Annotated in this window: 27 protein-coding genes and 1 tRNA gene; 8 read left to right on the forward strand and 20 right to left on the reverse strand. The window is 39.7% G+C overall.

The annotated features are described in order from the left end of the window. The first annotated feature begins 218 nt into the window (after nt 1-218). From NSQ52_RS11425 to NSQ52_RS11440, 4 genes are all read left to right on the forward strand, one after another. Nucleotides 219-1,889 (forward strand): SNF2-related protein, encoded by a 1,671-nt coding sequence (locus tag NSQ52_RS11425; protein WP_008342199.1) that lies wholly within the window; start codon nt 219-221, stop codon nt 1,887-1,889. A 14-nt stretch (nt 1,890-1,903) separates the two neighbouring features. Then, the gene (locus tag NSQ52_RS11430; protein WP_017367588.1) at nt 1,904-2,701 is read left to right on the forward strand and encodes a YqhG family protein; all 798 of its coding nucleotides are present in this window, start codon (nt 1,904-1,906) and stop codon (nt 2,699-2,701) included. 184 nt (nt 2,702-2,885) lie between these two features. Further along, nucleotides 2,886-3,050, forward strand: coding sequence for an anti-repressor SinI family protein (locus NSQ52_RS11435; protein ID WP_008342197.1), 165 nt, complete (start codon nt 2,886-2,888; stop codon nt 3,048-3,050). A 33-nt stretch (nt 3,051-3,083) separates the two neighbouring features. After that, on the forward strand, nt 3,084-3,419 hold the full coding sequence (locus NSQ52_RS11440; protein WP_017357978.1) for a helix-turn-helix domain-containing protein: 336 nt from the start codon (nt 3,084-3,086) through the stop codon (nt 3,417-3,419). Between the two features lie 67 nt (nt 3,420-3,486). Here NSQ52_RS11440 and NSQ52_RS11445 read toward each other — a convergent pair whose 3' ends face one another. The 3 genes from NSQ52_RS11445 to tapA are packed head-to-tail and all read right to left on the reverse strand — an operon-like array spanning nt 3,487 to nt 5,495. Continuing rightward, nucleotides 3,487-4,287 carry a TasA family protein gene (locus NSQ52_RS11445; RefSeq protein WP_008342195.1) on the reverse strand — a complete coding sequence of 267 codons (801 nt, stop codon included), beginning with the start codon at nt 4,285-4,287 and terminating at the stop codon, nt 3,487-3,489. Between the two features lie 58 nt (nt 4,288-4,345). Further along, entirely contained in the window at nt 4,346-4,918 is a 573-nt protein-coding gene (locus tag NSQ52_RS11450; protein ID WP_058336655.1) for a signal peptidase I, read from the reverse strand. A gap of 49 nt (nt 4,919-4,967) precedes the next feature. Then, nucleotides 4,968-5,495: an amyloid fiber anchoring/assembly protein TapA gene (gene tapA / locus NSQ52_RS11455; protein ID WP_058336654.1), complete on the reverse strand. Its 528-nt coding sequence runs from the start codon at nt 5,493-5,495 to the stop codon at nt 4,968-4,970. A gap of 252 nt (nt 5,496-5,747) precedes the next feature. On the opposite strand from tapA, the gene NSQ52_RS11460 reads away from it, so the two are divergent. Beyond that, the gene (locus NSQ52_RS11460) at nt 5,748-6,074 is read left to right on the forward strand and encodes a DUF3889 domain-containing protein (RefSeq protein WP_058336653.1); all 327 of its coding nucleotides are present in this window, start codon (nt 5,748-5,750) and stop codon (nt 6,072-6,074) included. A gap of 34 nt (nt 6,075-6,108) precedes the next feature. Here the strand turns inward: NSQ52_RS11460 and NSQ52_RS11465 are convergent, their stop codons facing one another. The 9 genes from NSQ52_RS11465 to NSQ52_RS11505 all read right to left on the reverse strand — a co-directional run bounded on the left by NSQ52_RS11465 (nt 6,109) and on the right by NSQ52_RS11505 (nt 11,650). Further along, on the reverse strand, nt 6,109-6,303 hold the full coding sequence (locus NSQ52_RS11465; RefSeq protein ID WP_024718846.1) for a YqzE family protein: 195 nt from the start codon (nt 6,301-6,303) through the stop codon (nt 6,109-6,111). Between the two features lie 60 nt (nt 6,304-6,363). Then, on the reverse strand, nt 6,364-6,747 hold the full coding sequence (gene comGG / locus NSQ52_RS11470; protein WP_058336652.1) for a competence type IV pilus minor pilin ComGG: 384 nt from the start codon (nt 6,745-6,747) through the stop codon (nt 6,364-6,366). Continuing rightward, nucleotides 6,744-7,241, reverse strand: coding sequence for a competence type IV pilus minor pilin ComGF (gene comGF / locus NSQ52_RS11475; RefSeq protein ID WP_039166031.1), 498 nt, complete (start codon nt 7,239-7,241; stop codon nt 6,744-6,746). Before comGF ends, comGG begins: the two co-directional genes overlap by 4 nt. After that, nucleotides 7,183-7,497 (reverse strand): competence type IV pilus minor pilin ComGE, encoded by a 315-nt coding sequence (gene comGE, locus NSQ52_RS11480; protein ID WP_007501227.1) that lies wholly within the window; start codon nt 7,495-7,497, stop codon nt 7,183-7,185. The genes comGF and comGE overlap by 59 nt, the downstream gene beginning before the upstream one ends. Beyond that, nucleotides 7,481-7,927, reverse strand: a complete 447-nt coding sequence (gene comGD, locus NSQ52_RS11485) for a competence type IV pilus minor pilin ComGD (RefSeq protein WP_058336650.1) — start codon at nt 7,925-7,927, stop codon at nt 7,481-7,483. The genes comGE and comGD overlap by 17 nt, the downstream gene beginning before the upstream one ends. Continuing rightward, nucleotides 7,920-8,213, reverse strand: a complete 294-nt coding sequence (gene comGC, locus NSQ52_RS11490) for a competence type IV pilus major pilin ComGC (protein ID WP_008342186.1) — start codon at nt 8,211-8,213, stop codon at nt 7,920-7,922. The genes comGD and comGC overlap by 8 nt, the downstream gene beginning before the upstream one ends. Nucleotides 8,214-8,229: 16 nt before the next feature. Continuing rightward, nucleotides 8,230-9,270: a competence type IV pilus assembly protein ComGB gene (gene comGB, locus NSQ52_RS11495; RefSeq protein ID WP_058336649.1), complete on the reverse strand. Its 1,041-nt coding sequence runs from the start codon at nt 9,268-9,270 to the stop codon at nt 8,230-8,232. Further along, complete coding sequence (comGA, locus tag NSQ52_RS11500) at nt 9,251-10,321, reverse strand: competence type IV pilus ATPase ComGA (protein WP_342473345.1); 1,071 nt, start codon at nt 10,319-10,321, stop codon at nt 9,251-9,253. The genes comGB and comGA overlap by 20 nt, the downstream gene beginning before the upstream one ends. 456 nt (nt 10,322-10,777) lie before the next feature. Further along, nucleotides 10,778-11,650: an STAS domain-containing protein gene (locus tag NSQ52_RS11505; RefSeq protein WP_035390819.1), complete on the reverse strand. Its 873-nt coding sequence runs from the start codon at nt 11,648-11,650 to the stop codon at nt 10,778-10,780. A 99-nt stretch (nt 11,651-11,749) separates the two neighbouring features. Here NSQ52_RS11505 and NSQ52_RS11510 point away from each other — a divergent pair. After that, nucleotides 11,750-11,820 (forward strand) — tRNA-Gln (locus NSQ52_RS11510). Nucleotides 11,821-11,875: 55 nt separating this feature from the next. On the opposite strand, the gene NSQ52_RS11515 is transcribed toward NSQ52_RS11510, so the two are convergent. Beyond that, nucleotides 11,876-12,256 carry a Spx/MgsR family RNA polymerase-binding regulatory protein gene (locus tag NSQ52_RS11515; RefSeq protein ID WP_007501232.1) on the reverse strand — a complete coding sequence of 127 codons (381 nt, stop codon included), beginning with the start codon at nt 12,254-12,256 and terminating at the stop codon, nt 11,876-11,878. A 212-nt stretch (nt 12,257-12,468) separates the two neighbouring features. Here NSQ52_RS11515 and NSQ52_RS11520 point away from each other — a divergent pair, with 212 nt between their 5' ends. Continuing rightward, nucleotides 12,469-12,711, forward strand: coding sequence for a DUF2626 domain-containing protein (locus NSQ52_RS11520; protein ID WP_003217440.1), 243 nt, complete (start codon nt 12,469-12,471; stop codon nt 12,709-12,711). A gap of 48 nt (nt 12,712-12,759) precedes the next feature. Here the strand turns inward: NSQ52_RS11520 and NSQ52_RS11525 are convergent, their stop codons facing one another. Beyond that, nucleotides 12,760-13,398, reverse strand: a complete 639-nt coding sequence (locus tag NSQ52_RS11525) for an MBL fold metallo-hydrolase (protein ID WP_342473346.1) — start codon at nt 13,396-13,398, stop codon at nt 12,760-12,762. Nucleotides 13,399-13,558: 160 nt separating this feature from the next. Between NSQ52_RS11525 and NSQ52_RS11530 the strand changes: the two genes are divergently transcribed. Next, complete coding sequence (locus tag NSQ52_RS11530) at nt 13,559-13,732, forward strand: DUF2759 domain-containing protein (protein ID WP_003217333.1); 174 nt, start codon at nt 13,559-13,561, stop codon at nt 13,730-13,732. A 24-nt stretch (nt 13,733-13,756) separates the two neighbouring features. Here NSQ52_RS11530 and NSQ52_RS11535 read toward each other — a convergent pair whose 3' ends face one another. The 6 genes from NSQ52_RS11535 to NSQ52_RS11560 form a co-directional block, all read right to left on the reverse strand. Beyond that, complete coding sequence (locus NSQ52_RS11535) at nt 13,757-14,071, reverse strand: MTH1187 family thiamine-binding protein (RefSeq protein WP_017367597.1); 315 nt, start codon at nt 14,069-14,071, stop codon at nt 13,757-13,759. Between the two features lie 77 nt (nt 14,072-14,148). Beyond that, on the reverse strand, nt 14,149-15,402 hold the full coding sequence (locus NSQ52_RS11540; RefSeq protein WP_342473347.1) for an MFS transporter: 1,254 nt from the start codon (nt 15,400-15,402) through the stop codon (nt 14,149-14,151). A 327-nt stretch (nt 15,403-15,729) separates the two neighbouring features. Then, nucleotides 15,730-16,851: a M14 family metallocarboxypeptidase gene (locus tag NSQ52_RS11545; protein WP_056705261.1), complete on the reverse strand. Its 1,122-nt coding sequence runs from the start codon at nt 16,849-16,851 to the stop codon at nt 15,730-15,732. An 84-nt stretch (nt 16,852-16,935) separates the two neighbouring features. Next, nucleotides 16,936-18,855, reverse strand: a complete 1,920-nt coding sequence (locus NSQ52_RS11550; RefSeq protein WP_342473348.1) for an LTA synthase family protein — start codon at nt 18,853-18,855, stop codon at nt 16,936-16,938. A gap of 212 nt (nt 18,856-19,067) precedes the next feature. Beyond that, entirely contained in the window at nt 19,068-20,021 is a 954-nt protein-coding gene (locus tag NSQ52_RS11555) for an ROK family glucokinase (RefSeq protein ID WP_342473350.1), read from the reverse strand. Nucleotides 20,022-20,034: 13 nt separating this feature from the next. Further along, a complete protein-coding gene (locus NSQ52_RS11560; RefSeq protein ID WP_008342322.1) occupies nt 20,035-20,238 on the reverse strand; it encodes a YqgQ family protein in 204 nt (67 codons plus the stop codon). Nucleotides 20,239-20,269 lie beyond the last annotated feature (31 nt).

The following is a 20,269-nucleotide window of genomic DNA, read 5'->3' on the forward strand; positions in this document are numbered from 1 at the left end:
TATCAAAATGGGTGACTTATTCTCTAGATCACTTACCAACATCCTACCATTAGAAATGGATGAAGAGCAACAGAAAAATCATTAACATTTTTAAAATAATCATTCATTATCGTTCGCTTTTATTGATATATAACATCTTTTAAATCGCTATGAAAAAATGAAGCGTTTAAAAACAGAACGATTTTATCATCACTCTACCAGAAAGGCAGGCGGTCACATTGAATATTCAAACGATATTTGATCAAAAATGGGCAAGTGAATTTCAAAAGCGGCTTACAGCAGACGGTCCCTGGGCGAATTGGGATATGTACCGTTTAGCAGCACAAGTACAAAAAGTGACAGCCATTGATTCATTTGAAGGACTGCAAGCACCTGCGCACCTGCCTGCATTTACTCCTTTAAAACACCAGCTCGAAGTCGCTAGAAGAGTCGTAGAAGAGATGAATGGGAAAGCCATTTTAGCAGATGAAGTGGGTCTTGGAAAAACCGTTGAAGCAGGACTGATTATCAAAGAATACATGATTCGCGGACTTGCCAAGAAGATTCTCATTCTCGTACCCGCATCCCTTGTGTCCCAATGGGTACAAGAACTGCGGACGAAATTTTACATAGATGCTGTCGAGCAAAAGAAGAGCTATGTGTGGGAGCAGTGCGATGTTGTGGTTTCCTCAATTGATACAGCCAAAAGACAGCCACATCGAGATACGATCTTATCCATCTCCTACGATATGGTCATTATTGATGAAGCACACAAACTGAAAAACAACAAAACGAAAAACTATGAGTTTGTGAGAAATTTGAATAAAAAGTTCTGCCTTCTGCTCACAGCCACACCTATCCAAAATCGGATAGGAGAAATTTTTAATCTCGTTTCTCTGTTGAAGCCAGGCCATTTAGGTAATGAAACACAGTTTAAAGACCTCTTTGCCAAAAAAGACCTTCAACTTGAGGACCATGACCGGCTAAAACAGTTAGTCAATAAAGTCATGATTCGGAACCGGAGACAAGACACTGGCATCGAATGGTCAAAGCGGCATGTAAAGACGATTTCTATTGATTTCTCCCCGACAGAACAAGCACTATATGATGAAATTTGTAAGTTAAAAGAAAACCCTTCCTATACGAAGCACATGTTTTCAATTATGACCTTAGAACGAGAATGCTGTTCGAGTCGTGAGGCCGTCTATATGACCATTAAAAAAATGCAAGAAGAGGAAAAACACATTCTAGGTGCTTCTGCGATGATGCACATCATGGAGAAAATCAACCAGGTAGAACAAAATTCTAAAGCACTTGAAGTCGTTAAACTCATTCAACAATTAAATGAAAAAGTCATTATCTTCACTGAATACCGTGCGACACAAATTTATTTACAATGGTTTCTCCAGCAAAACGGCATCAGTTCGGTTCCTTTTCGAGGCGGGTTTAAACGGAGTAAAAAAGACTGGATGAAAGATTTATTTAGAGAGCGGGCGCAAGTGCTCATTGCGACAGAAGCAGGCGGCGAAGGGATCAACCTTCAGTTTTGCAACCAAATCATCAACTACGACCTTCCGTGGAACCCAATGCGCTTGGAACAAAGAATTGGACGTATTCACCGGCTCGGTCAAGAGCGGGATGTCCACATTTACAATATGGCAACTAGCGGGACAGTCGAAGAACATATTTTAAAACTTTTATATGAAAAAATTCAGCTGTTTGAAAACGTCATTGGTGATCTAGATGATATTTTAACCCGAATTGATATCCAAGATGCTGAAACAGAATTGCATCAAATTCTCTTCCAGCACGAGTCTGACGTAGACATGAAAAAGAAATTAACCCAATTTGCTTCCTATTTAACAGAAGCACAAACACCGCTTTTAGAAGAAAGACAGCAAGGTTCATAAAGGAGAGTTGACCAATGGAGCAGCGCGAGATTCACACATTTCTTCTCCGTTTCTTTCAGGCAAATCAATGCGACATACTTGAAGAAAGTGCAGGACACATGACCGTACAGCTGACAATCGAAATGGATAAATTGATCATGAACCGTCCTTTTTATTGGCATTGGCTCGAAAAAACAGGAGGCGTACCTGAGCCGCGGCAATTGACTTTGATCACTGATCAAAAAAAAGCTGATGACTCGGTCGAAGGAGAATTTGTCCACTTCGGCTCCCCTCGTTTATTCCAAATATTCGAGGTTGTGAAACAGCAAGGCCGTTTTATTCGGCTGTACGAAAAAGTCAGACCGCTCACAAACAGCCAGATCGCGCTGGAGCCGTGGCTTGGTCTCAATGTCAAAATATCCTATCTGGCAGACCGTAAAAAAGACAAACTGCTGTCTCTTGGACTTCATCTAATACGTGGAGAAGTCATCGAACAATTTCAAGAGAAGCTGGAAGCGCGTGAGCTATCGTCTCAAATTCCTGATTATTGCTTCACAATGAGTACGATGATTAAGCCAGAGAGCGGCGTCAAACGGCTTTACAGCCTGATGGAACGTTATGCCAATGAAGAGCCGGATGATTGGGCGGTAAGAGCTGTTCAAAAGTGGAAAGAAGACTCGGAACTTTTAAACCAATTTTATGAAGGGACTTCAGACACATCTGTAGAATATGAAATAGAAAGACAAGCACTTAAAACTTTATACGAACCAAAAATCAGTCTTACGATTGAAAATGGCGGACTTTTTTACTTACAGCAAAAAAGAGGAGGCTGACTTAGCGAGTCTCCCTCCCTTTCATGTGATATCAAATTTTCGATCAATCAAAAGCAACGTTTGTCTGTTTGTATTGGGCGGAAACATGACGCAAGCAATCTATGAGGTCTTATCACCTGTGTTTTTCCATTTCATGCGTTAAGTGCCTGAAATACACGATTCAGTATTTTAGGAGGGTATTTGTATGGAAAAGAAAACGAAGTTATTAGACAGTGAATGGGTTCAATTATTACGCGAAGCGCGCAAAGCAGGACTAACAGTAGAAGAAGTCCGTCATTTTCTCAAATCACGCGAAAAGTCCTCTGAGTCTCCCCCTATGGCAAGAAGTCATTCTATCAAACCTTTCTGAATGTGCTATAATATCGAAAGGAAGGTGATGACATTGATTGGCCAGCGTATTAAACAATACCGCAATGAAAAAGGCTACTCACTATCAGAACTGGCCGAAAAGGCTGGGGTAGCGAAGTCTTATTTAAGTTCAATAGAAAGAAACTTGCAAACAAACCCCTCCATTCAATTTCTTGAAAAAGTCTCCGCTGTTCTGGACGTCTCGGTTCATACACTGTTAAACGAAAATGATGAAACCGAATACGATGGTCAATTAGATAGTGAATGGGAAAAACTAGTTCGAGATGCAATGACATCAGGGGTTTCGAAAAAGCAATTTCGTGAATTTTTAGATTATCAAATCTGGAAAAAAAAGCAAGAAGAGGAGTAATGCGCATATTTTAGCGCATACTCCTCCAATTGCTATGCAGATCTTGTTATCAGTCTAAAGACTGACTTTATTTTTTATCTTCGCTGTGTGCTTTTTCGTTTTCTTTCACGTAGCCTTTTTCATCCGTATGCTTTTTTGGATTGATCGTTAAACCATTCCACTGAGTCGCTTCGAAGGAAAGATCAACTTGAATCGCATCGCCTTGGTATTTATTTTGGATATAGTTACCCGCTTTATCCTTCGTCTGGTCATTGACAAATTCAATGATCATTTCCATTTTATCGTAATCAAACGGATTCTTTGGAATGCCGTCATACTCTGGAGCTGTTGATCCATCAACGGTGGCAACATTAATTTTACCACTTTCATGTAAAAACTTCTCATCGACGGCATGACGAAGCTTTTCAAATGCGGTCTGATCCTGCTTTGACGTTAATAGATGCAGGTCAAGCAGGTTTGCATGGTCTAAAATAATATTTTTCGGGTATCCATTCCCACCTTCGGCTCCAACCGTTAGAACACTCACCTGAAATTGGCTGAGGAATTCTTCAGCTGTATTCTTCCCGCCATTTTTCGCTGATGTTCCATCTTGAAACTGGCTATAATCAAGACTCATCAGCACTTGATTAATTGCAAGAGACCCTTTATTTTCAAAATTAAATTCCTTCTTTATACGGTCACCGGGTTTTATGTTCGCAAGGTTGATGGCGCCGGAATTCTCTTTTGCAGATAGATTCAGCTCTCCTGTAGAGTAGACCGCGTTTGCCGTCTCAACATCATTAAATGCAGCCCACGTTCCCCCGCCAATTAAAGCAAGACCTAACGCTCCCGATAAAACACCTAAACGAATTGATTTTTTCATTGCCATGATTGAACCCCCTAATAAATTGTTTTATTGAAACCTGATTTAGGTTACAAACGAAAATTTATGCTTGTTCCTCTGACATGTGTAACTCAGCCGTATGTCTTCGATGTTTGGCAGCACCAACAAAATGAATGGTTGAATAAACAAGCAGCATCACCCCTGGAATAATGAGCAAAAGAGCGGTCCCAGCAGAAGTTCCTGCATACGAAAGAAGCTTTCCTGCATAAGGAATGTTCACGCCCGTATACTGCGCAGTCACTTGATTCGCTTTGACGAGCGTGCCGTCTTGATACATATTGTGGTCTCCTTTTGTCTCAAAGGCTTTATTTACTCCTTTTCCTTTCACCCCAACAATGCGGTGAGTCACAAAGGATTGGTCTTGCTTCGTTTGAAACGTAATAATATCCCCTTTTTTGAGTGTTTCAGGTGAGGTGACATGTTTCACAATAATCAATGAACCAGTCGAAAATTCCGGTTCCATTGATCCAGATAATACTTGCTTGAACTCATAACCAAAGATCTGAGGATCTCCGCCTGTTGTCCTTGATGACAACACGACAATAATACACACAATCATCATCGTGAAGACCAGCGCGTAAAGAATACTCCCAGACATTTTCATCCACTTTTTCATACCTTTCTCCCCTTTACATATCATGTTTCATTCAGCAGGCAAACCCTATTTAGGACGCCTTTTCTTGACAATTCGAAAGCTGCATATGTTGAGACGTAAAGAATGGCTTTTCAGAACCACCAAACCCTTTAGGATAATAGATTTTAAACACATAGATTCCATTTGTTTTTGCTTTAACTGCCGTGACAGTCGTCGTTTCTTCTGATGAGAGGGACTGTATAGCACCTTTTTCAATAACATGGCCATCTTGTAATGGCATCTGAACACTCTCTACTTTATGTAGTTCCCACTTCCATTCAGAGTGCGCGATGGGTTGTCCAATATTTTTTAGTGACATGCTCAGCTTTTGAGGCGCACAGACTGTCCCCTCAATGATCGTTTGATCGATCAGTTTCAAATGACTTCTATCCCATTTCTTTGGCTGGCAATGCTGATCTGTCTCTTCGAAATTTTCACATGTTTTCATGACAAAGTTCGAATGCTCGACATCGTTAAAAGAAGCGTTAGTAGACGTAATAAAAAAAGAAGTGAAAATCAAACAAATAGCACAAAATAGTACAAAGAGCGGCTGTTTCATTGAATCTTTCAACTCCTTGAACAATTGTTCTTTAAAAAGAACGATTACACTCAGTATAAGGAATTACCTATAAAATCCAAAACGTCAAATTAGTCCATTTTGTTCTTAAACAAGAACATTACCGAGAAAATTCTTCCATTTTCTCATTCTTTCGCCATATTCAATATTTTTTTCTGTGACATTTGTACTTCTTAAAAATTTACATAAAAGTGCAGGATTTGGTCAGGATAATAATTGGTGAGGTGATGTTAGTTGAAATATGGAAGAATCATGATCATGCTCAGTTTACTGTTAAGCCCCTTGATACAAAGCGCCCATCTAGCTGATGCAAAAGGAATCACTGCTGCCGCAGATCAATGGGAAACAAGGGCAGTCAAAGAAGCAAAAAAACGGTATCCGTTAGCACATGTTTTATTCAAACAAAAAGTGTGGGATCGGCACCGGGAGAAAGAATCCGTGAAGCAATATCATATTATGTTGAAAGATCAGGCCAAAGAATTTGGGGTATATGTCACCATTTCCTATAACCCTTACTCGAACAAGGTCAATAAAGTCATTGTTGTGGAAGAATACAGCTAAAATGGCATGAAAAAAACCGCCTGCTGGCGGCTTTTTACTTTCGTCGATGACGTTGACGTTTTTTTAGCATCATTGAGAAGCCAAAAGGCAGAACACCGAATAAACGCTGAGAAAATGGTGGTTTTGTCTCCATTTTTTCCTGTTTATGTTCTTTCCGTTCGTCACGTGGTGTATTCATATATTTAATGATTTCCTGCGTCATATATTTTACATAATCATTTGTCTTCATCGAACACTCACCTCTTCTTCCTTAAAGTGTTACCAAGAAGAGGATCGTTTTATACACTCGCTAATAAGTGTTGATCCATTGATTGATTTCTCCTGTCTCTTTATTCAGCTCTAGTTCCCGCTCGTCAGTTACACCACCCTTTGTCTCGATATTAACCAAGAGCCGGACTAGCTTTTTTCTGTCATCGCACCCAATTCGCTTCAACGTCACTCGACCTTCTTCTGTGACAATTGGGCTCAATGGCTGATCACAAATACGATTTAATTTGTTTGCGGCTTCATTTAGACCCATTCGAAATAACTGTTGTTTTTGGTAAAAAGAAATCGTGAGCTCTGCACTTTTCAACTCTTTTTGAAACCCAATGGTCATCGATCCTAGAATCAATAAAAACAAAAGAATGACAGCAAGTACGTGGGGATAAATAAACCCGTCTTCTCTTTTCACGTTTTAGGAATCACTCCTTTGTAAGTGAAAAAAACAGCTTCATGTACTTGACCAAATACATCTGTGACTTGGAGAGTGGTGGTTTGCTCTTTTGTTCTTACATGGAATTGTTTCACCTTTTGTAATAAAGGGAGATGACCTGCCTGATCCGTTCGTTTACGAAGCATCTCTTGATACGGCTCAATCGTCACCACTCGCCCTTGATTTGAAATATACTCCAGTGCTGTTCCATTTTTCACCGCTCTTACAGCGACAGCACAATTTAGCTCCTCCTCTAATTGCAGGGCCGTTTGTTTCCACTCCATTTGCGAAAATTTGTTGATTTCTGCAAACGGATGAGCTTTTTCAGCAATTGATAAAAGCAGCATGCAGCCAAAAGAAAGCAGCAAAAATAGCTGCAATTGCCATATTGCTTGAGCGAGTGTAAAGCCTTGTTCATCGCTCCAAATGTCGAAAGCAAATCGTCTTCTTTTTTTGTACTTTGTATGAAACACATCCCTTCTCCTGACCCCAAATGAATTCATATGTGATCTCGCCTCGTTTCTTTGTACTTGATTCATTTTGACCTTCTATAAAAGCTTTATTCATATACTCATGTAAGATTTGATAAGCTTCCAGTTTAGCCCTTAATTCTTCTTTCCCAATTGTCAGTTTTTCAAAGGATGGCACGAGCACAAGAGCAGCAAATAGAAAGAGGTGGCAAGAAAAGAGCATCTCAAACGTACTAAATCCTTTATTGTTGCTGAACATGAATCCGCCCGCTCCCTAAGTAAATCGTGAGTTTATATATTTGACTGCCAAATTGAACAATGAGAGAACCGCCGCTATTTGGATGTCCGTTTTTATTAAAGTGAAGGCCTTGTTGAAATGTGGATTGCTTGATGGTGCCTTTTTTGTGTGGATTAGAAGCAATGATCTGCTCACTATTCTGTTCGATGACTTGATAAGATACATTGGGCGGGTGAAACTCAACAGTTACTCGTGTTTTTTTAATAAATGCAGTATAAGATGCCAATTGAAGATCTTGTTTTAGCAAGTTCACTTGCTTTTTTGCTTCAGCACTTTCTAATATATTGGGCACTTTTCCACCTATTATCGAAAATAAGATAGAGAAAATCATGACGATCAAGAGCTGCTCAATGAGTGTAAATCCTTTCTCCTGGAAAAGCGATTTATTCATTTTTCACATCCCCGTTTTGAATGAAAATTGCCTTTCCATTCGGACAAGTTAATCCTTTTTTGACATAGCCTTCTTTTTCTAATTCAGCTAAAGATGGCGTCTTGCCGTCATGCTCTAATTCATATGCCATTACCTGTGTACTCACCATTGATTTCAGCCCTTCACAGCCCTTTGCTTGAATGCTTTGATGATGCCGAGTGATATTTGGAATGGTGATCAATAAAAGAATGGAGATCACAAGCATGACAATTAACATTTCTAACAGTGTAAATCCTTTATCATTCATGCCTTAGTCCTCCTTTTCACACTTGTTCCATTAGTTGATACATTGGTAAAAGAATAGATAAATACACAATGAGTATAAGAAATGCTGTTAAGCCATAGATGACAGGCTGCAGCCATGAAACCCATTTTTCAATTTTTAATTCTGCATTCTCTAAAAGAAATTGACTATATGTGTACATCTCTCTTGCTAGCATCCCACTTGCTTCCCCATGCTTAATGACAGCCGCAAAATGCCTTTCGAAAAAAGGAGACCGGCTTATTTGATGTTCCATACTCTCACCTTTTCTTAACTCCCCTATCATTTGTTCAGACATTTCTTGAAGGAAGGGTAAATAGGTCTGCTGTTTAAAAGCTTGCAAACTTTCGTAAATCGATAATCCAGCTTGAAGAAGTCCGCTTAGCTGAAGGGAAAAAAGATACGTATGCATCAGCTGCACCCCTTTAAATACCACCGGCAGCCTGCTGATGACTTTCAGTTTCTCAAGGGTCGATTTTTTCTTAAAAAAGAGCTCATAATATCCAAAAAGACAGATGCATATACAACCGATCATAAGCAGCAAAGCGTGTAGGAATTGGAAGAGGCCAAACATCCCTTGAATCAGCCATGTCATGCTTGTATTCATAGATGAATATAATAAAGAAAATTGAGGGACGATCATTTGCTGAACAATGATGAGCACAACAAAAACCGTAAACATAAGAAAAATCGGATATCGTAACATACGCTTGAATGTGTCTACCTGCATGATTTTTTTCTCTAGAAATCGGGCGCTTTGTTCAAGAGCTCGCGCTAGGCTGCCATGTTTCTCTGAAAAACAAAGAATAGCGACGGCTTCCCGCTGAAAATGAAGTCGCTCAAGTACAACGTAAAAAGGCTCCCCTTCAAGCAGCCACTGAATGCCTGGCGTTAATCGCTGTTGCTGTTTTTTTGATAACTGAATATTCACCATCGTTAATGCCTCAACCAATGTATATCCAGCTTGAATCAATTGAGCCAGTTTCGATAAGAATTCAGCTTGTTCTTTTTTAGACCAGGGTTTAGAGGTTCGCTTCTTCATAAACCCAGCGATGATATGTGCTTTTTGATAAATAGCCGAGTGCCACTCCTTTCCGAATTAATCTTTGCAGTGTTTCGTATGACGAATGAGCGTATTCTCCTTTTGCCTCTTTGATACACTCACCAAGCTCCTTTCCGTAAAGCAATTCAAATACATTTGTTCGTCTGACTGGCCGATTTAGTTTGCAATAAAGCTCACACGTTTCGCCGCAAAATGGACATGCGAGTTCGATTAACCGCTGAGCAGCAATAGCAACCATTGTTTGTTCGAGTTCATTCACCGTCACACCAAATTCGAGCATTCGATAAAGAGCTCCTTTTGCATTCTTTGCGTGCAATGTGCTCATGACTAAATGACCTGTCAAAGCTGCTCTAATAGCTGTTCTGGCTGTTTCCGCATCTCTTATTTCTCCAAGCACAATCATATCTGGATCATGTCTTAAAATAGCGCGTAAACCTGCCGCATACGTGATACCAGCTTTTTCATTTACTTGAACCTGCAACACTTCTTCATTTCTTGTTTCCACAGGATCTTCAAGGGTAATAATATTCCGATTAAAATGTTTTTTGGCAAACTGAATCAATGAATAAAGTGTTGTCGTTTTCCCTGAATTTGTTGGTCCTGTAAATAAAATGAGCCCATGCGAATGATTCAGAAACGATAATAATCTCGTTGAAGCTTTCGGGAACAGTGACAAATACTTTGTTTTCGGCACATGATCCTGCGGTAAAATCCGAATCACTAGACTTTCATCATTTACAGTTGGTAGTGTAGAGAGCCGAACAAACACTTGACCGCGTCTTAACATCACAGCCAATGATCCATTTTGTGGTCTCCTTCTTTCACCAATATCCATAGAAGATAAAAATTTGAAATGAGCAATGAGCCGCTCTCCGCTCTTTTTGTCAATGATCCGCTGCTGAATGAGGTCAGCGTCTACACGAAAAGAGACTGAAGCTTCCTTTTCTCTCGGAACAATATGCACATCAGATGTTCTCATGCGGCACGCCTCTTCTAGCAGCTCTTGCCCCAAATATTCAATACCATACAAGTGATTCACTCCTTTCAGTGACCATATTGTATGATGGCGGAACGTGCCTGACAAAAACGCATTTCATGATTTTCATGACTGAAAAGGGTTGAAAATATTCAATTAGAGGTGTATTTCATCTATAAATAACAGAAGGACATATCAAAAAATTTGACTTTTACAACAGCGGGTTCCATTCAGAGGAGAAAAAAAAAGAAGTGCTATTGGCACCTCTTTTTTGATGATCATTTCATTTGGTTCTTTTATTATGGATGATCGGTTACAAGGAGGTGTCTCCAAATTTATTCCTCCTTAATAGATTACTGATTTGAAGATAAAGAATATCCTTTCGTGTCTGATTTATGGATAAAAAAAGAGACCAAATCTGTATGCGAATTGGTCATCTCATTCATATGCTCATTATATTGTTTCTCCTTGTGAACGAACCTGTTACTTTTACTAGTAACATTTTTTGGTTCACGTTGCTTCTTGCTGCTGCTCTTCAAAGATACGAAAGCCTCTTTTTTCTAAAGCTTTTGCAAGGCTGTGTTCAGTATTTACTTTTGAGAAATCAATGCCGAGTTTCACTACAGTTTGAGCGATTTCTGGACGAATACCTGATATAATCGTCTCAATTCCTAGCAACTTCGCACTATCAACCACTTTAAACAGCTGATATGCAACCATCGTATCAACAACGGGAACGCCAGATATATCAATAAATAAATGGGTTAGACGCAGTCTAGATGCCTGTTCTAGTACTGATTCCAAAATGATTTTCGCCCGGTACGTATCAATTTCACCAATCAGCGGCAAAATACCGATCTCTTTTGAAACTGGAATAACAGGCGCACTAAGCTCTTGAATCATTTCTCTTTGTGCATTAAGCTGATTGATTGTCACGCGGTCATACTCTTCTGATAAACGTGCAATCATGTCATCAAATGTGGCGTGAAAATGCTGATTCCAATCGCACACATCTTTGAGTGTCACTTCAAGCTCCGTTTGTTGTGTAAAGGTCTCAATTCTGGAACAAAAAATGTGGCGGAACACCTTAAATTGTCCGATGATTTCATATAAAGGTACTTCATGAACAGCTCGATCGCGGGCAATATCAACTGACCACTTTTTTAGATGGTCTTCTACTTTATCTGATAGCGTGACTAACGTTGCTGCAATCGTTTGAATAAATGCTGTGTTTTGTTCTTTCAGCTTCTTTTCTGTCTCCTCTGAAGCATGTTTGGAATATAATGAGCCTTCTTCTGTTCTTGTTTTCAGCCATTCTTCGGTCATGACAGGGGCTTCTTTAAGAATAAATTCATATAATTGCTCAGATTTTTCATTTTTCATTTCTGTCGTTCGCTCCTTTTTCACTTACAACTAGTGACAACCAACTTTTTATGTATAAATGACCGCAGATGGTGAACAATAGCATTACACGTTTCATATTGGGCTATAGCCAAGTGGTAAGGCAATGGACTTTGACTCCGTGATCGTTGGTTCGAACCCAGCTAGCCCAGTTCAGCACAAAAACGAAGACGGCTGAAACATCATTCAGCTGATCTTCGTTTTTGATTAGGAAACCGATTGATGAATCGCTTTCTTTTTTGAAATTTTCATGAGTTCCCCTGGATTATAGCCGACCACTAATTTATTTCCATCAATGATAATAGGTCTCCGGAGCAGCTTTGGTTTTTCAATGAGAAGCTGAAGTACCTCATTTACTTTTAGATCATTAATATTTAAATTTAAGCTTTTAAAAGCTTGGCTTCGAGTAGCTAAAATTTCATCCATTCCTTCTGTTGTTAAGGACAGGATTTTTTTCAATTCGTCTAGTGTTGGCGTTTCTCTGAAAAGGTGACGCTCTTTAAAATCAATTTGATTCGCCTTTAACCAATGTTTTGTTTTGCGGCAAGACGTGCAGCTTGGGTATGAATAAAAAGTAATGTCACTCATTAGTCTTCCTCCTTAGGTCGTTAACCTTTTCTCTTATGGACTAAGTACCCTCATGCATTTAGGCATAAACACTTTTTCATCACTTTTTCAAAAAAATTTTTTCTAACGAAAGAATGAATGTTCACACGTTGTCAAAAATGTAAATGTTTACATAACAAGTGATCATCAGCTATAATATGAATCAAAGGGGTTTTTTAAGGGGAGGGAAAGAAATGAATCGCATGTTCCGCGTTCTTGGGTTTTGGACGGGTATTTTTGCTGTCATGTTCTATTTAGGACATATGAAAGATGCATCCTTGCTGTTCTTCGGTCAAACCGTTCTTTTTGTATTTTTATCCTACTTGAATTTATCCGAAAGAATGTATATTTACATTTTCGGAGCGTACTTGACGATTTTCTTTGCCGGATTTACATATTATTCGATTTTCATCATGGTTCCCGGTACCGGACATTAATAGAAAAAAGCATCTCTTTTGAAAGAGATGCTTTTTTCGTGCGTGCTATTATAAAGAAAACCCATTGATAAACGGATTTTGCTCCTGTTCTGTAAGCACAGTTGTTTCCTCGCCATGTCCACTTAACACAAGAGTTGATTCTGGCAATGTCAACAATTTGTCATGTATCGATTGAAGCAACACGTCTTGATTACCGCCCGTTAAATCAGTTCTCCCGATACCACCTTGGAATAGAGTATCACCAGAAATCACAAATCCCTCTTCCGCTGAATAGTAAGACACACTGCCAGGTGAATGACCTGGTGTGTGGAACATTTCTAATGTAAACGATCCAATTTGAAGAGGTCCTTCTGACGTAATCAATTGTTCAGCTTCTTTGACCGTAATTCCGTTACCAATTAGTCGAGCTGAACCGTTTAACTGAGCATTTGTCAGCCATTCTTTTTCCTTTTCATGGACATAAAGCGGAATTCCCCATTCTTGACGCACCTCATCTGCTGCACCAATATGATCAAAATGGGCATGTGTCAATAAGACAGCAAGTGGTTTCAGCTGTTTTTCTTTCAGATAAGAAATTAGCTTTTGCGCTTCGCCGCCTGGATCAAAAATTAAACATTCTCCCTGTTCATTTTTCCAAATATATGCGTTCGCTTGCACATAGCCTAGCGGCATTCTTCTCCAATTCATTTTCATCACCTACTACTTTTTTCATTCTTTTTTATTATGAAGGCTATTCAATAAAAATTCAAACAATCGTCAACTTGAATGTACTCGACAAGCTTTATGAAAACGGTTAAAATGAAAAGAAAGGAAATCAAGGGGATTGATGACAAAGGGGGACTTTCATATGATGCTCGTCATTATTTTTGGTCTAGTCACGATTTTAGCCGCTCTCGGCATCTATCGCTCACTCAAAAAAGTGAACGTACTGGCCATTGCTTTCGCTGGCGCCACGTTTTTGGTTTTTGGATGGTTTACCGTCATGACCATCATCTATAGCGGTTATCCAACTGCACATTAAAAGCCTGCAATAAGCAGGCTTTTTCTATTGATTCAAATGTTTATTCACGCTTTCTAATTTGCTTGAAAGGGTGGTCGTTTGATCTCTTCTATCATCTATGCGGATATTGGTTGCTACTCGGTGTAAACCCTTTTCAAACGGAGCTTCATGAATACGCTGAATGACCTCAAATAAAACGGATAGCTCCCCTTCAATTAAAGTATTCATTGGTGTTAGCTGATATTTGATTTTCCCTTCTTGTTGAAAGCCCTCTAACAATCTTTGTACGTCTGCTACATATGCACTCACGCTTGGTGTCTCAGTGCCTATTGGAATGATGGTGACATCTGCTATTGCCATGGTTCTTGCTCCTTTCAATGACATCCTATTTCTTTCTCGTTCTCATTGTAACCCATCGTGATTCAAAAATGCCATGATCATGTGGCGTGTAAGCTTGGTTTGTCCCGTTCTATCGTCAAATCTGCTCTCTCTACCTTCCCAATATTTGTGAAAAGGAGCAAGCATATACCTGAAATAGCCTCTATCAGTCCTCCTGCTGCAATGACATAACCTGAACCGAATAACGTCGCCATATAACCACCAATGAGAGCGCCTAACGGTATCATTAAATACGAGATCATGTTAATAATCGCATACACTTGCGGCTGATCCTCCGCTTTTACTGACAATTGAATCATCGTATGTTCAGGTACATTGACTGCACTGATGGCTGCACCTAAGGCAAATGCAGATATAAACACAAGTGGTAATAAGGCATTCATCCCTGTAATGAAAAATGCAATTCCATCAACGATCCCTGCCCCGATAAACAACAGACCGTATCGATTCACTTTCACCTTTGTTAAAACGAATCCCATCAAAAATGCACCCAATGCCGTGGTCACTTTGATGAATGAATATACTACTGGTCCACTATGTAAATCTTCTGTTAAATAAATAACCGACAATGCCTCCCACGGTGCCGCAGCAAAATTGGAGCAGACACAAAAAATGGCTAATGGAAACAAAATATGATGACTTTTCACAAGTGAAAATCCTCTTATTAATCGTTTTCCGTATGATAATCCTTTTTTACCTTTATCCATGATCGCTTCCGTTTTATATGTAATCAGCAAAACCAGCAAAGCGGACATGAGGTAAAGAGGAATAATCACAAGCATTGTATATCCTACCCCTACAAATGCAATCATGACACCACAAATCGTCACAGTCACAAGCCTGACCACATGACTGGCTGATTGAATGGTTGCATTCGCCTTTTGTATCACATCTTCATGCACAAGCTTTGGAATAATGGACACCGAAGCTGGTTCATAGGAACCACCAGTCGCTGAATGCAGCAACATACCGCCAATGATGAGTGCCAAAGGAGAAAAATCATAAAAGTAACTCACCACAATCACAAGTATAATCGCCGCCCGAGTTAAATCAGCAAAGCACATCCAAAATTTCAATTGATGCGGCTTCATCATTGGGGTAATAAACGGCCCAATAATGGCTTGAGGGACAAAACTAACGGCAATAAAAAATGCTGTTCCAATTGCTCCTTTTCCCCCTAGCACTAAAAGCCACAAAATGGAGTTAAAAGATAAACTATCAGCAGTAATTTTACACATTTTAGAAACAAATAGATAAGTAAAATTCCGTTTCCACAGGCTTTGAGCATTCAATCATCGACATCTCCCTAATTCATATCCTTTTTTTTACATCCACTCTTTCACAATAGCTTACAGGAATGCTCTCGTCAATCACATCAGCACGGTTTTTATTGACCATAAGAAATTGATTGGTTTGAACGTATTAAAAGATTGTTGACAAAGGGCGAAAATGAACTTGATTTTAGCCCTTTGTCTTCTTTTCAGCGTGATAGAAAACCTTTGCAGCCCTAGGAAGGACGAGTACTGACGCGGAGTGAATTTCACATTCGTGAGCACCGGCACGCAGGACTAAAGAATGCGAGGGTTTGTCTACACGCTGAAAGCACCGATTAGGTGCTTTTAATACTTACATGCTTCCCACAATAACCGCTTTGTTTTTTCATAGATCGAATCAAATTGACTCATAGAAAGCGGGTTCTTTCCTCGCCCAAGTTCCACCGTATAGCCCTCACTTTTACATTGATAAATAAACCAATCTCGATAACCTGCATAGCTATCAAGATATTGAATCGCTTTGTAACCGCTCACCCGTTCTAACCGTTCGACCGTCTCTTTTGAAATGGCCGGTTCGTGGCCAAGAAAACCCCAGTATATCTCTTCTCCTTGTGTATGAAGGGCAATTAACCGGTCAAAGCGTTTTCGTAAGGCGAGATGTGCCATTGCTTTCGCTTCTGGTTCTGTTAACGGCTGATGCCCTGGGAAATCCCTATAAGACGGTGCCTTCGGCTTATTACGATAATATTCGATTTCCCAATAAGCAGGAAATTGATTGTTTAAATCAATTCCTCGAATATTCGCCTTCCATTCTCGATAATCGGAAAATCCACCATTTAGCGGCGCGAACTCCTCACGGCACAACCCTAAAGATTCTGGACCATTGCGAACCAAATCAACACCGTCTGGATTTACCATCGGGACAATAGACAAAGCAGTGGTCTGCAATATACGAACCGCTTCATGATGTCTTGCTTGCACTGGGTCCGAGGCCGCTAAACAAAGTGATTTAAGCCATTTTAATAAAACAGAGGTCGTGATCCATTCATTTGCATGAAAAGAGGCATTAACATGTATGGAATGTAAATGTTGTACAGGCTCCGTACGGATTTCATAAATGGGCGTATCAAGCACTGATTGACCAATCACACTCATCTGAAGAAAAGGAAAAACAGCTTTCAAATATTGAAGCTCTCGTTCTAAGTGAGCGCTATCATATTCAAATGTGCCGCTGATCCAATCATCTGATTGCTGGAGCCGGTAAGGCGCAATGAAGCTTTGCACCTCACCTACCGATTGAAATGAATGGGTCCCTTCTGGAAGTCTATACCCCGGTAAAAGGAGGTGCTCCGTATTTGACTGATTGGACAAACGGAAAGCTTCTTTTCCTATACCAAGCTGCTTTGCCACATCCTCCTTCCTTGCCTCATCCAGATGCCATTCAATTGTGCCAAACGACTTTTTCATTTACATCCCTCCTCTTACACTATATGAACCAGTAAGTAAAAAAAGAAAACCTCTGCATGTAAATAGCAGAGGTTTTCTTTTAAATTAAGACGCCTTTTTTAGCTCAGTGTCACCTTCTTTTTTAGATGGTGAATGGTCCGAGTTGTTTCGGTCATAAAATCTAAGAAGATCTCCATAGATAATTTGATCAGAGAATTGAAGCTCTTGTTTTGCCTTTTCTTCATAAGACTGACAAACAGACTCATCTTCTCTCGGCTCACCCGTTTCTTTGTTGTAGCACACACCAGCTGTAAAAACACTGTCCTTCGTAATAAAACTTCCATCTCGAAGCACTGTGAAGTCATTTGTATCTTTTGATAATAGGTCATGACCAAATTGAATTTGCTTGCTTGTATCGATTCCTAGAAGGTTCATGACTGTTGGACGGATATCTACTTGCCCGCCAACTGTATCAATCTCTTTTGGATGTTTATCCGTGATACCAGGAATGTGTACAACAAATGGTACTTTTTGAAGCTGAACTTCTTCAAAAGGTGTAATGTCTTTGTTTAAGAATTGTCCCATTGCTTCGTTATGGTTTTCAGAAATCCCGTAGTGATCACCATATAACACAAAAATGGAGTTGTCGTATAACCCTGCTTCCTTCATTTTTTTAAAGAAAAGCTTTAGTGCCTCATCTTGATAACGCACTGTAGGGAAGTATTTGTTCAACGTTTTGCTCTTTGAGTCATATTCATCAATGAGCTTATCTTCTTCATCTAAGTCAAATGGAAAATGGTTCGTTAATGTAATCAATCTCGTATAGAACGGTTGCGGGATCGTTTTCATTAAATCTACTGACTGCTCAAAAAACGGACCATCTTTCAGTCCCCAGCCAACTGAATTTTCTTCATTTACATCGAATGATTTAATATCAAAAAATTTGTCGTAGCCAAAGCTGTCATAGATCAGGTCACGGTTCCAGAAACTTTTGTTATTCGCATGAATAACAGAAGAATGATAGCCTTCCTCTTTTAACAACTCAGGTGCGGCTTTGAACTCGTTGCTTGGATTTGTGAAAAATACAGCTCCTCTTCCAAGTGGATAGAGTGAATTATCAACAATAAACTCGGAGTCGGATGTTTTCCCTTGACCCGTTTGATGATAGAAATTACTGAAATTGTAGCTTTTCTTGATCAATTTGTTTAAGAACGGCGTGATCTCTTTCCCATTCAATTTTTCATTGATCACAAAGCTCTGAGTAGACTCAAGCGATACTAGAATGACATTTCGTCCTTTTGCTTGACCAAACGTCTTTTCATTACGGTCTGTTTGATTTGCGCTTACATAGTTTTCAATTTCAGTTAAGCTATTGCTGTCGGCAAGTGCTCGCTGAGCGGATTGCTTCGATTGCAGAACCCCATCATAAATATGGAAGTTATATAAGCTGATGTTTTTCACTAGCATCTCACGGTCAAATGAACGAGTTAACAGCTCTGGTCTTTCTGTTTCAGCCAAACCAAGGTTAAAAAAGAAAGTGGCTGCCACAAATAAATAATAAGCTGCACGTCCCTTACGTGAAATCGTTACATCTGTTCTAAAGGAAGGCTGTTTTTTATAGAGCCAAATTAAAATGATGATATCAACAAACATCAGAAAATCAACTGGTTCAATTAAAGAGGTAATACTTGACCCGAGGTCACCCATATTGTTTGTTTGAAATAGGACGGGGATGGTTAGAAAATCACTGTAGAATCGATAAAATACAATGTTAGCTAACAAAATAAATGTCAGAACAAAACTCGTCACGATGATATATCGATTGCGATTTTTTTCTTTAAAGAATAAACCGATACCGAAGATAAACAAAAGAAAGCTAAGCGGATTAATAAACAGGATAAATTCCTGCATGAAATTTTCAATTTTGATATTAAAACTAGATTTATAGATAACATAGGTTTTCACCCACATTAACAAAGTCGCAATCAGTAAAAATGAAATCGCCTTTAATCTTTTCTTTCGCATTGTAACCTCCTTATGCTAAAAACGCACTCAGGTTAGGGACATCCCCAATTATTGGTGCTTCTTCAAAAATAACTAAAGTATATCTTATCCTGTCTATGCTGGAAAATCAATGTCTTTTTCCCCATGACAAACTTATGAATATGCTAAACATTCAATTTCATGCCTATCTATCGCTGATTTTAATAAAAATGACATCATTATGACATTTTTGTTCAAGACAGCCACTTGTTTTTTGCCATCCATGCACCGCCGATCACGCCTGCATCGTTTCCTAGTGAGGCAATCACCACTTCAACATCCTCAGCACATGGCGGGAAGGCATGATGTTTGACGACACGCTCTACTTTACTGCGAAGAAGCTCGCCCGCTTTAGATACACCGCCGCCAATGACGATTTTTGTTGGGTTTAAGGCACTGGCTAGATTCGCAAGGACAAGACCAAGATGGGTTGTTACTTCATCTACGACATGCATCCCAAGTTCGTCTCCGTTTTCTGCTGCCTCAAATACATCCTTTGCAGACAGCGAAGTAAGTGAGCCAAGTGATGATGTATGGCTCTTTGTTTGTAATGTATCTTTTGCGATTCGGACGATACCTGTGGCAGACGCAATGGTTTCAATACAGCCTGTTCTCCCGCAGTTACATGGTGCTCCTTGAAATGGAACGGCACAAATATGACCAATTTCTCCACCAGCACCTGTTTCGCCTTGAACCACTTCTCCATTGACAATAATACCGCCGCCAACCCCTGTGCCCAGTGTAACCATCAGGATGTTTTTGGCGCCATCACCTGCACCCTTCCACATTTCACCGAGTGCAGCAATGTTCGCATCATTTTCGATGACAGATGGAAGTCCTGTCTCTGCCTCTAAATGGTCTTTCAAGGGATAGTTTGTCCAGCCCAGATTCGTTGTTTTATAGACAATTCCGGATACTTTATCCACTGGTCCAGGTGCCCCCATACCGATCCCAATTAGGTCTGATTTCGGCATGCTGATCTCAACTAGTTTATGGTCAATTGACTTGGCAATGTCGACTGTAATTGTCTGCCCAGATTTATCCGTAGGAATCTCCCACTTATGCTGAATTTCACCATAAAGATTAATAAACGCAAGCTTAATTGTCGTACCGCCAAGATCAACTCCTACAAACCAATCCCCTGTCATATGTCCTCCACCTTCACATTGTTTTTCGATTTAATTTGGCTAGTTCCATTTGAAGGATGGTCATTGCGTTTGACCATTCAGTTCGATCGATGATGCCCGATGTGTACATTTCCTTCAATTCATCTGCCATAAATTCTAATTCCACTTCACGATCTCCGAAATACACGTAATTTCCAAATCTCATGAGCAGCTGCTGTACATCATATAACGTTTTCATTATTTTCACCATTTCTCTAAATCAACAGATA

The sequence above is a fragment of the Bacillus sp. FSL W8-1141 genome, assembly GCF_038593205.1.
Taxonomy (GTDB): Bacteria; Bacillota; Bacilli; order Bacillales; family Bacillaceae; genus Bacillus; species Bacillus altitudinis.

Coding starts and splice junctions, on each gene's coding strand:
- NSQ52_RS11430 (WP_017367588.1), top strand. CDS start 1,904: ATGGAGCAGCGCGAGATTCACACATTTCTTCTCCGTTTCTTTCAGGCA.
- NSQ52_RS11435 (WP_008342197.1), top strand. CDS start 2,886: ATGGAAAAGAAAACGAAGTTATTAGACAGTGAATGGGTTCAATTATTA.
- NSQ52_RS11445 (WP_008342195.1), bottom strand. CDS start 4,287: ATGGCAATGAAAAAATCAATTCGTTTAGGTGTTTTATCGGGAGCGTTA.
- NSQ52_RS11450 (WP_058336655.1), bottom strand. CDS start 4,918: ATGAAAAAGTGGATGAAAATGTCTGGGAGTATTCTTTACGCGCTGGTC.
- tapA (WP_058336654.1), bottom strand. CDS start 5,495: ATGAAACAGCCGCTCTTTGTACTATTTTGTGCTATTTGTTTGATTTTC.
- NSQ52_RS11465 (WP_024718846.1), bottom strand. CDS start 6,303: ATGAAGACAAATGATTATGTAAAATATATGACGCAGGAAATCATTAAA.
- comGE (WP_007501227.1), bottom strand. CDS start 7,497: ATGTTCAGCAACAATAAAGGATTTAGTACGTTTGAGATGCTCTTTTCT.
- comGD (WP_058336650.1), bottom strand. CDS start 7,927: ATGAATAAATCGCTTTTCCAGGAGAAAGGATTTACACTCATTGAGCAG.
- comGC (WP_008342186.1), bottom strand. CDS start 8,213: ATGAATGATAAAGGATTTACACTGTTAGAAATGTTAATTGTCATGCTT.
- comGB (WP_058336649.1), bottom strand. CDS start 9,270: ATGAAGAAGCGAACCTCTAAACCCTGGTCTAAAAAAGAACAAGCTGAA.
- NSQ52_RS11505 (WP_035390819.1), bottom strand. CDS start 11,650: ATGAAAAATGAAAAATCTGAGCAATTATATGAATTTATTCTTAAAGAA.
- NSQ52_RS11515 (WP_007501232.1), bottom strand. CDS start 12,256: ATGAGTGACATTACTTTTTATTCATACCCAAGCTGCACGTCTTGCCGC.
- NSQ52_RS11520 (WP_003217440.1), top strand. CDS start 12,469: ATGAATCGCATGTTCCGCGTTCTTGGGTTTTGGACGGGTATTTTTGCT.
- NSQ52_RS11525 (WP_342473346.1), bottom strand. CDS start 13,398: ATGAATTGGAGAAGAATGCCGCTAGGCTATGTGCAAGCGAACGCATAT.
- NSQ52_RS11530 (WP_003217333.1), top strand. CDS start 13,559: ATGATGCTCGTCATTATTTTTGGTCTAGTCACGATTTTAGCCGCTCTC.
- NSQ52_RS11535 (WP_017367597.1), bottom strand. CDS start 14,071: ATGGCAATAGCAGATGTCACCATCATTCCAATAGGCACTGAGACACCA.
- NSQ52_RS11545 (WP_056705261.1), bottom strand. CDS start 16,851: ATGAAAAAGTCGTTTGGCACAATTGAATGGCATCTGGATGAGGCAAGG.
- NSQ52_RS11550 (WP_342473348.1), bottom strand. CDS start 18,855: ATGCGAAAGAAAAGATTAAAGGCGATTTCATTTTTACTGATTGCGACT.
- NSQ52_RS11555 (WP_342473350.1), bottom strand. CDS start 20,021: ATGACAGGGGATTGGTTTGTAGGAGTTGATCTTGGCGGTACGACAATT.
- NSQ52_RS11560 (WP_008342322.1), bottom strand. CDS start 20,238: ATGAAAACGTTATATGATGTACAGCAGCTGCTCATGAGATTTGGAAAT.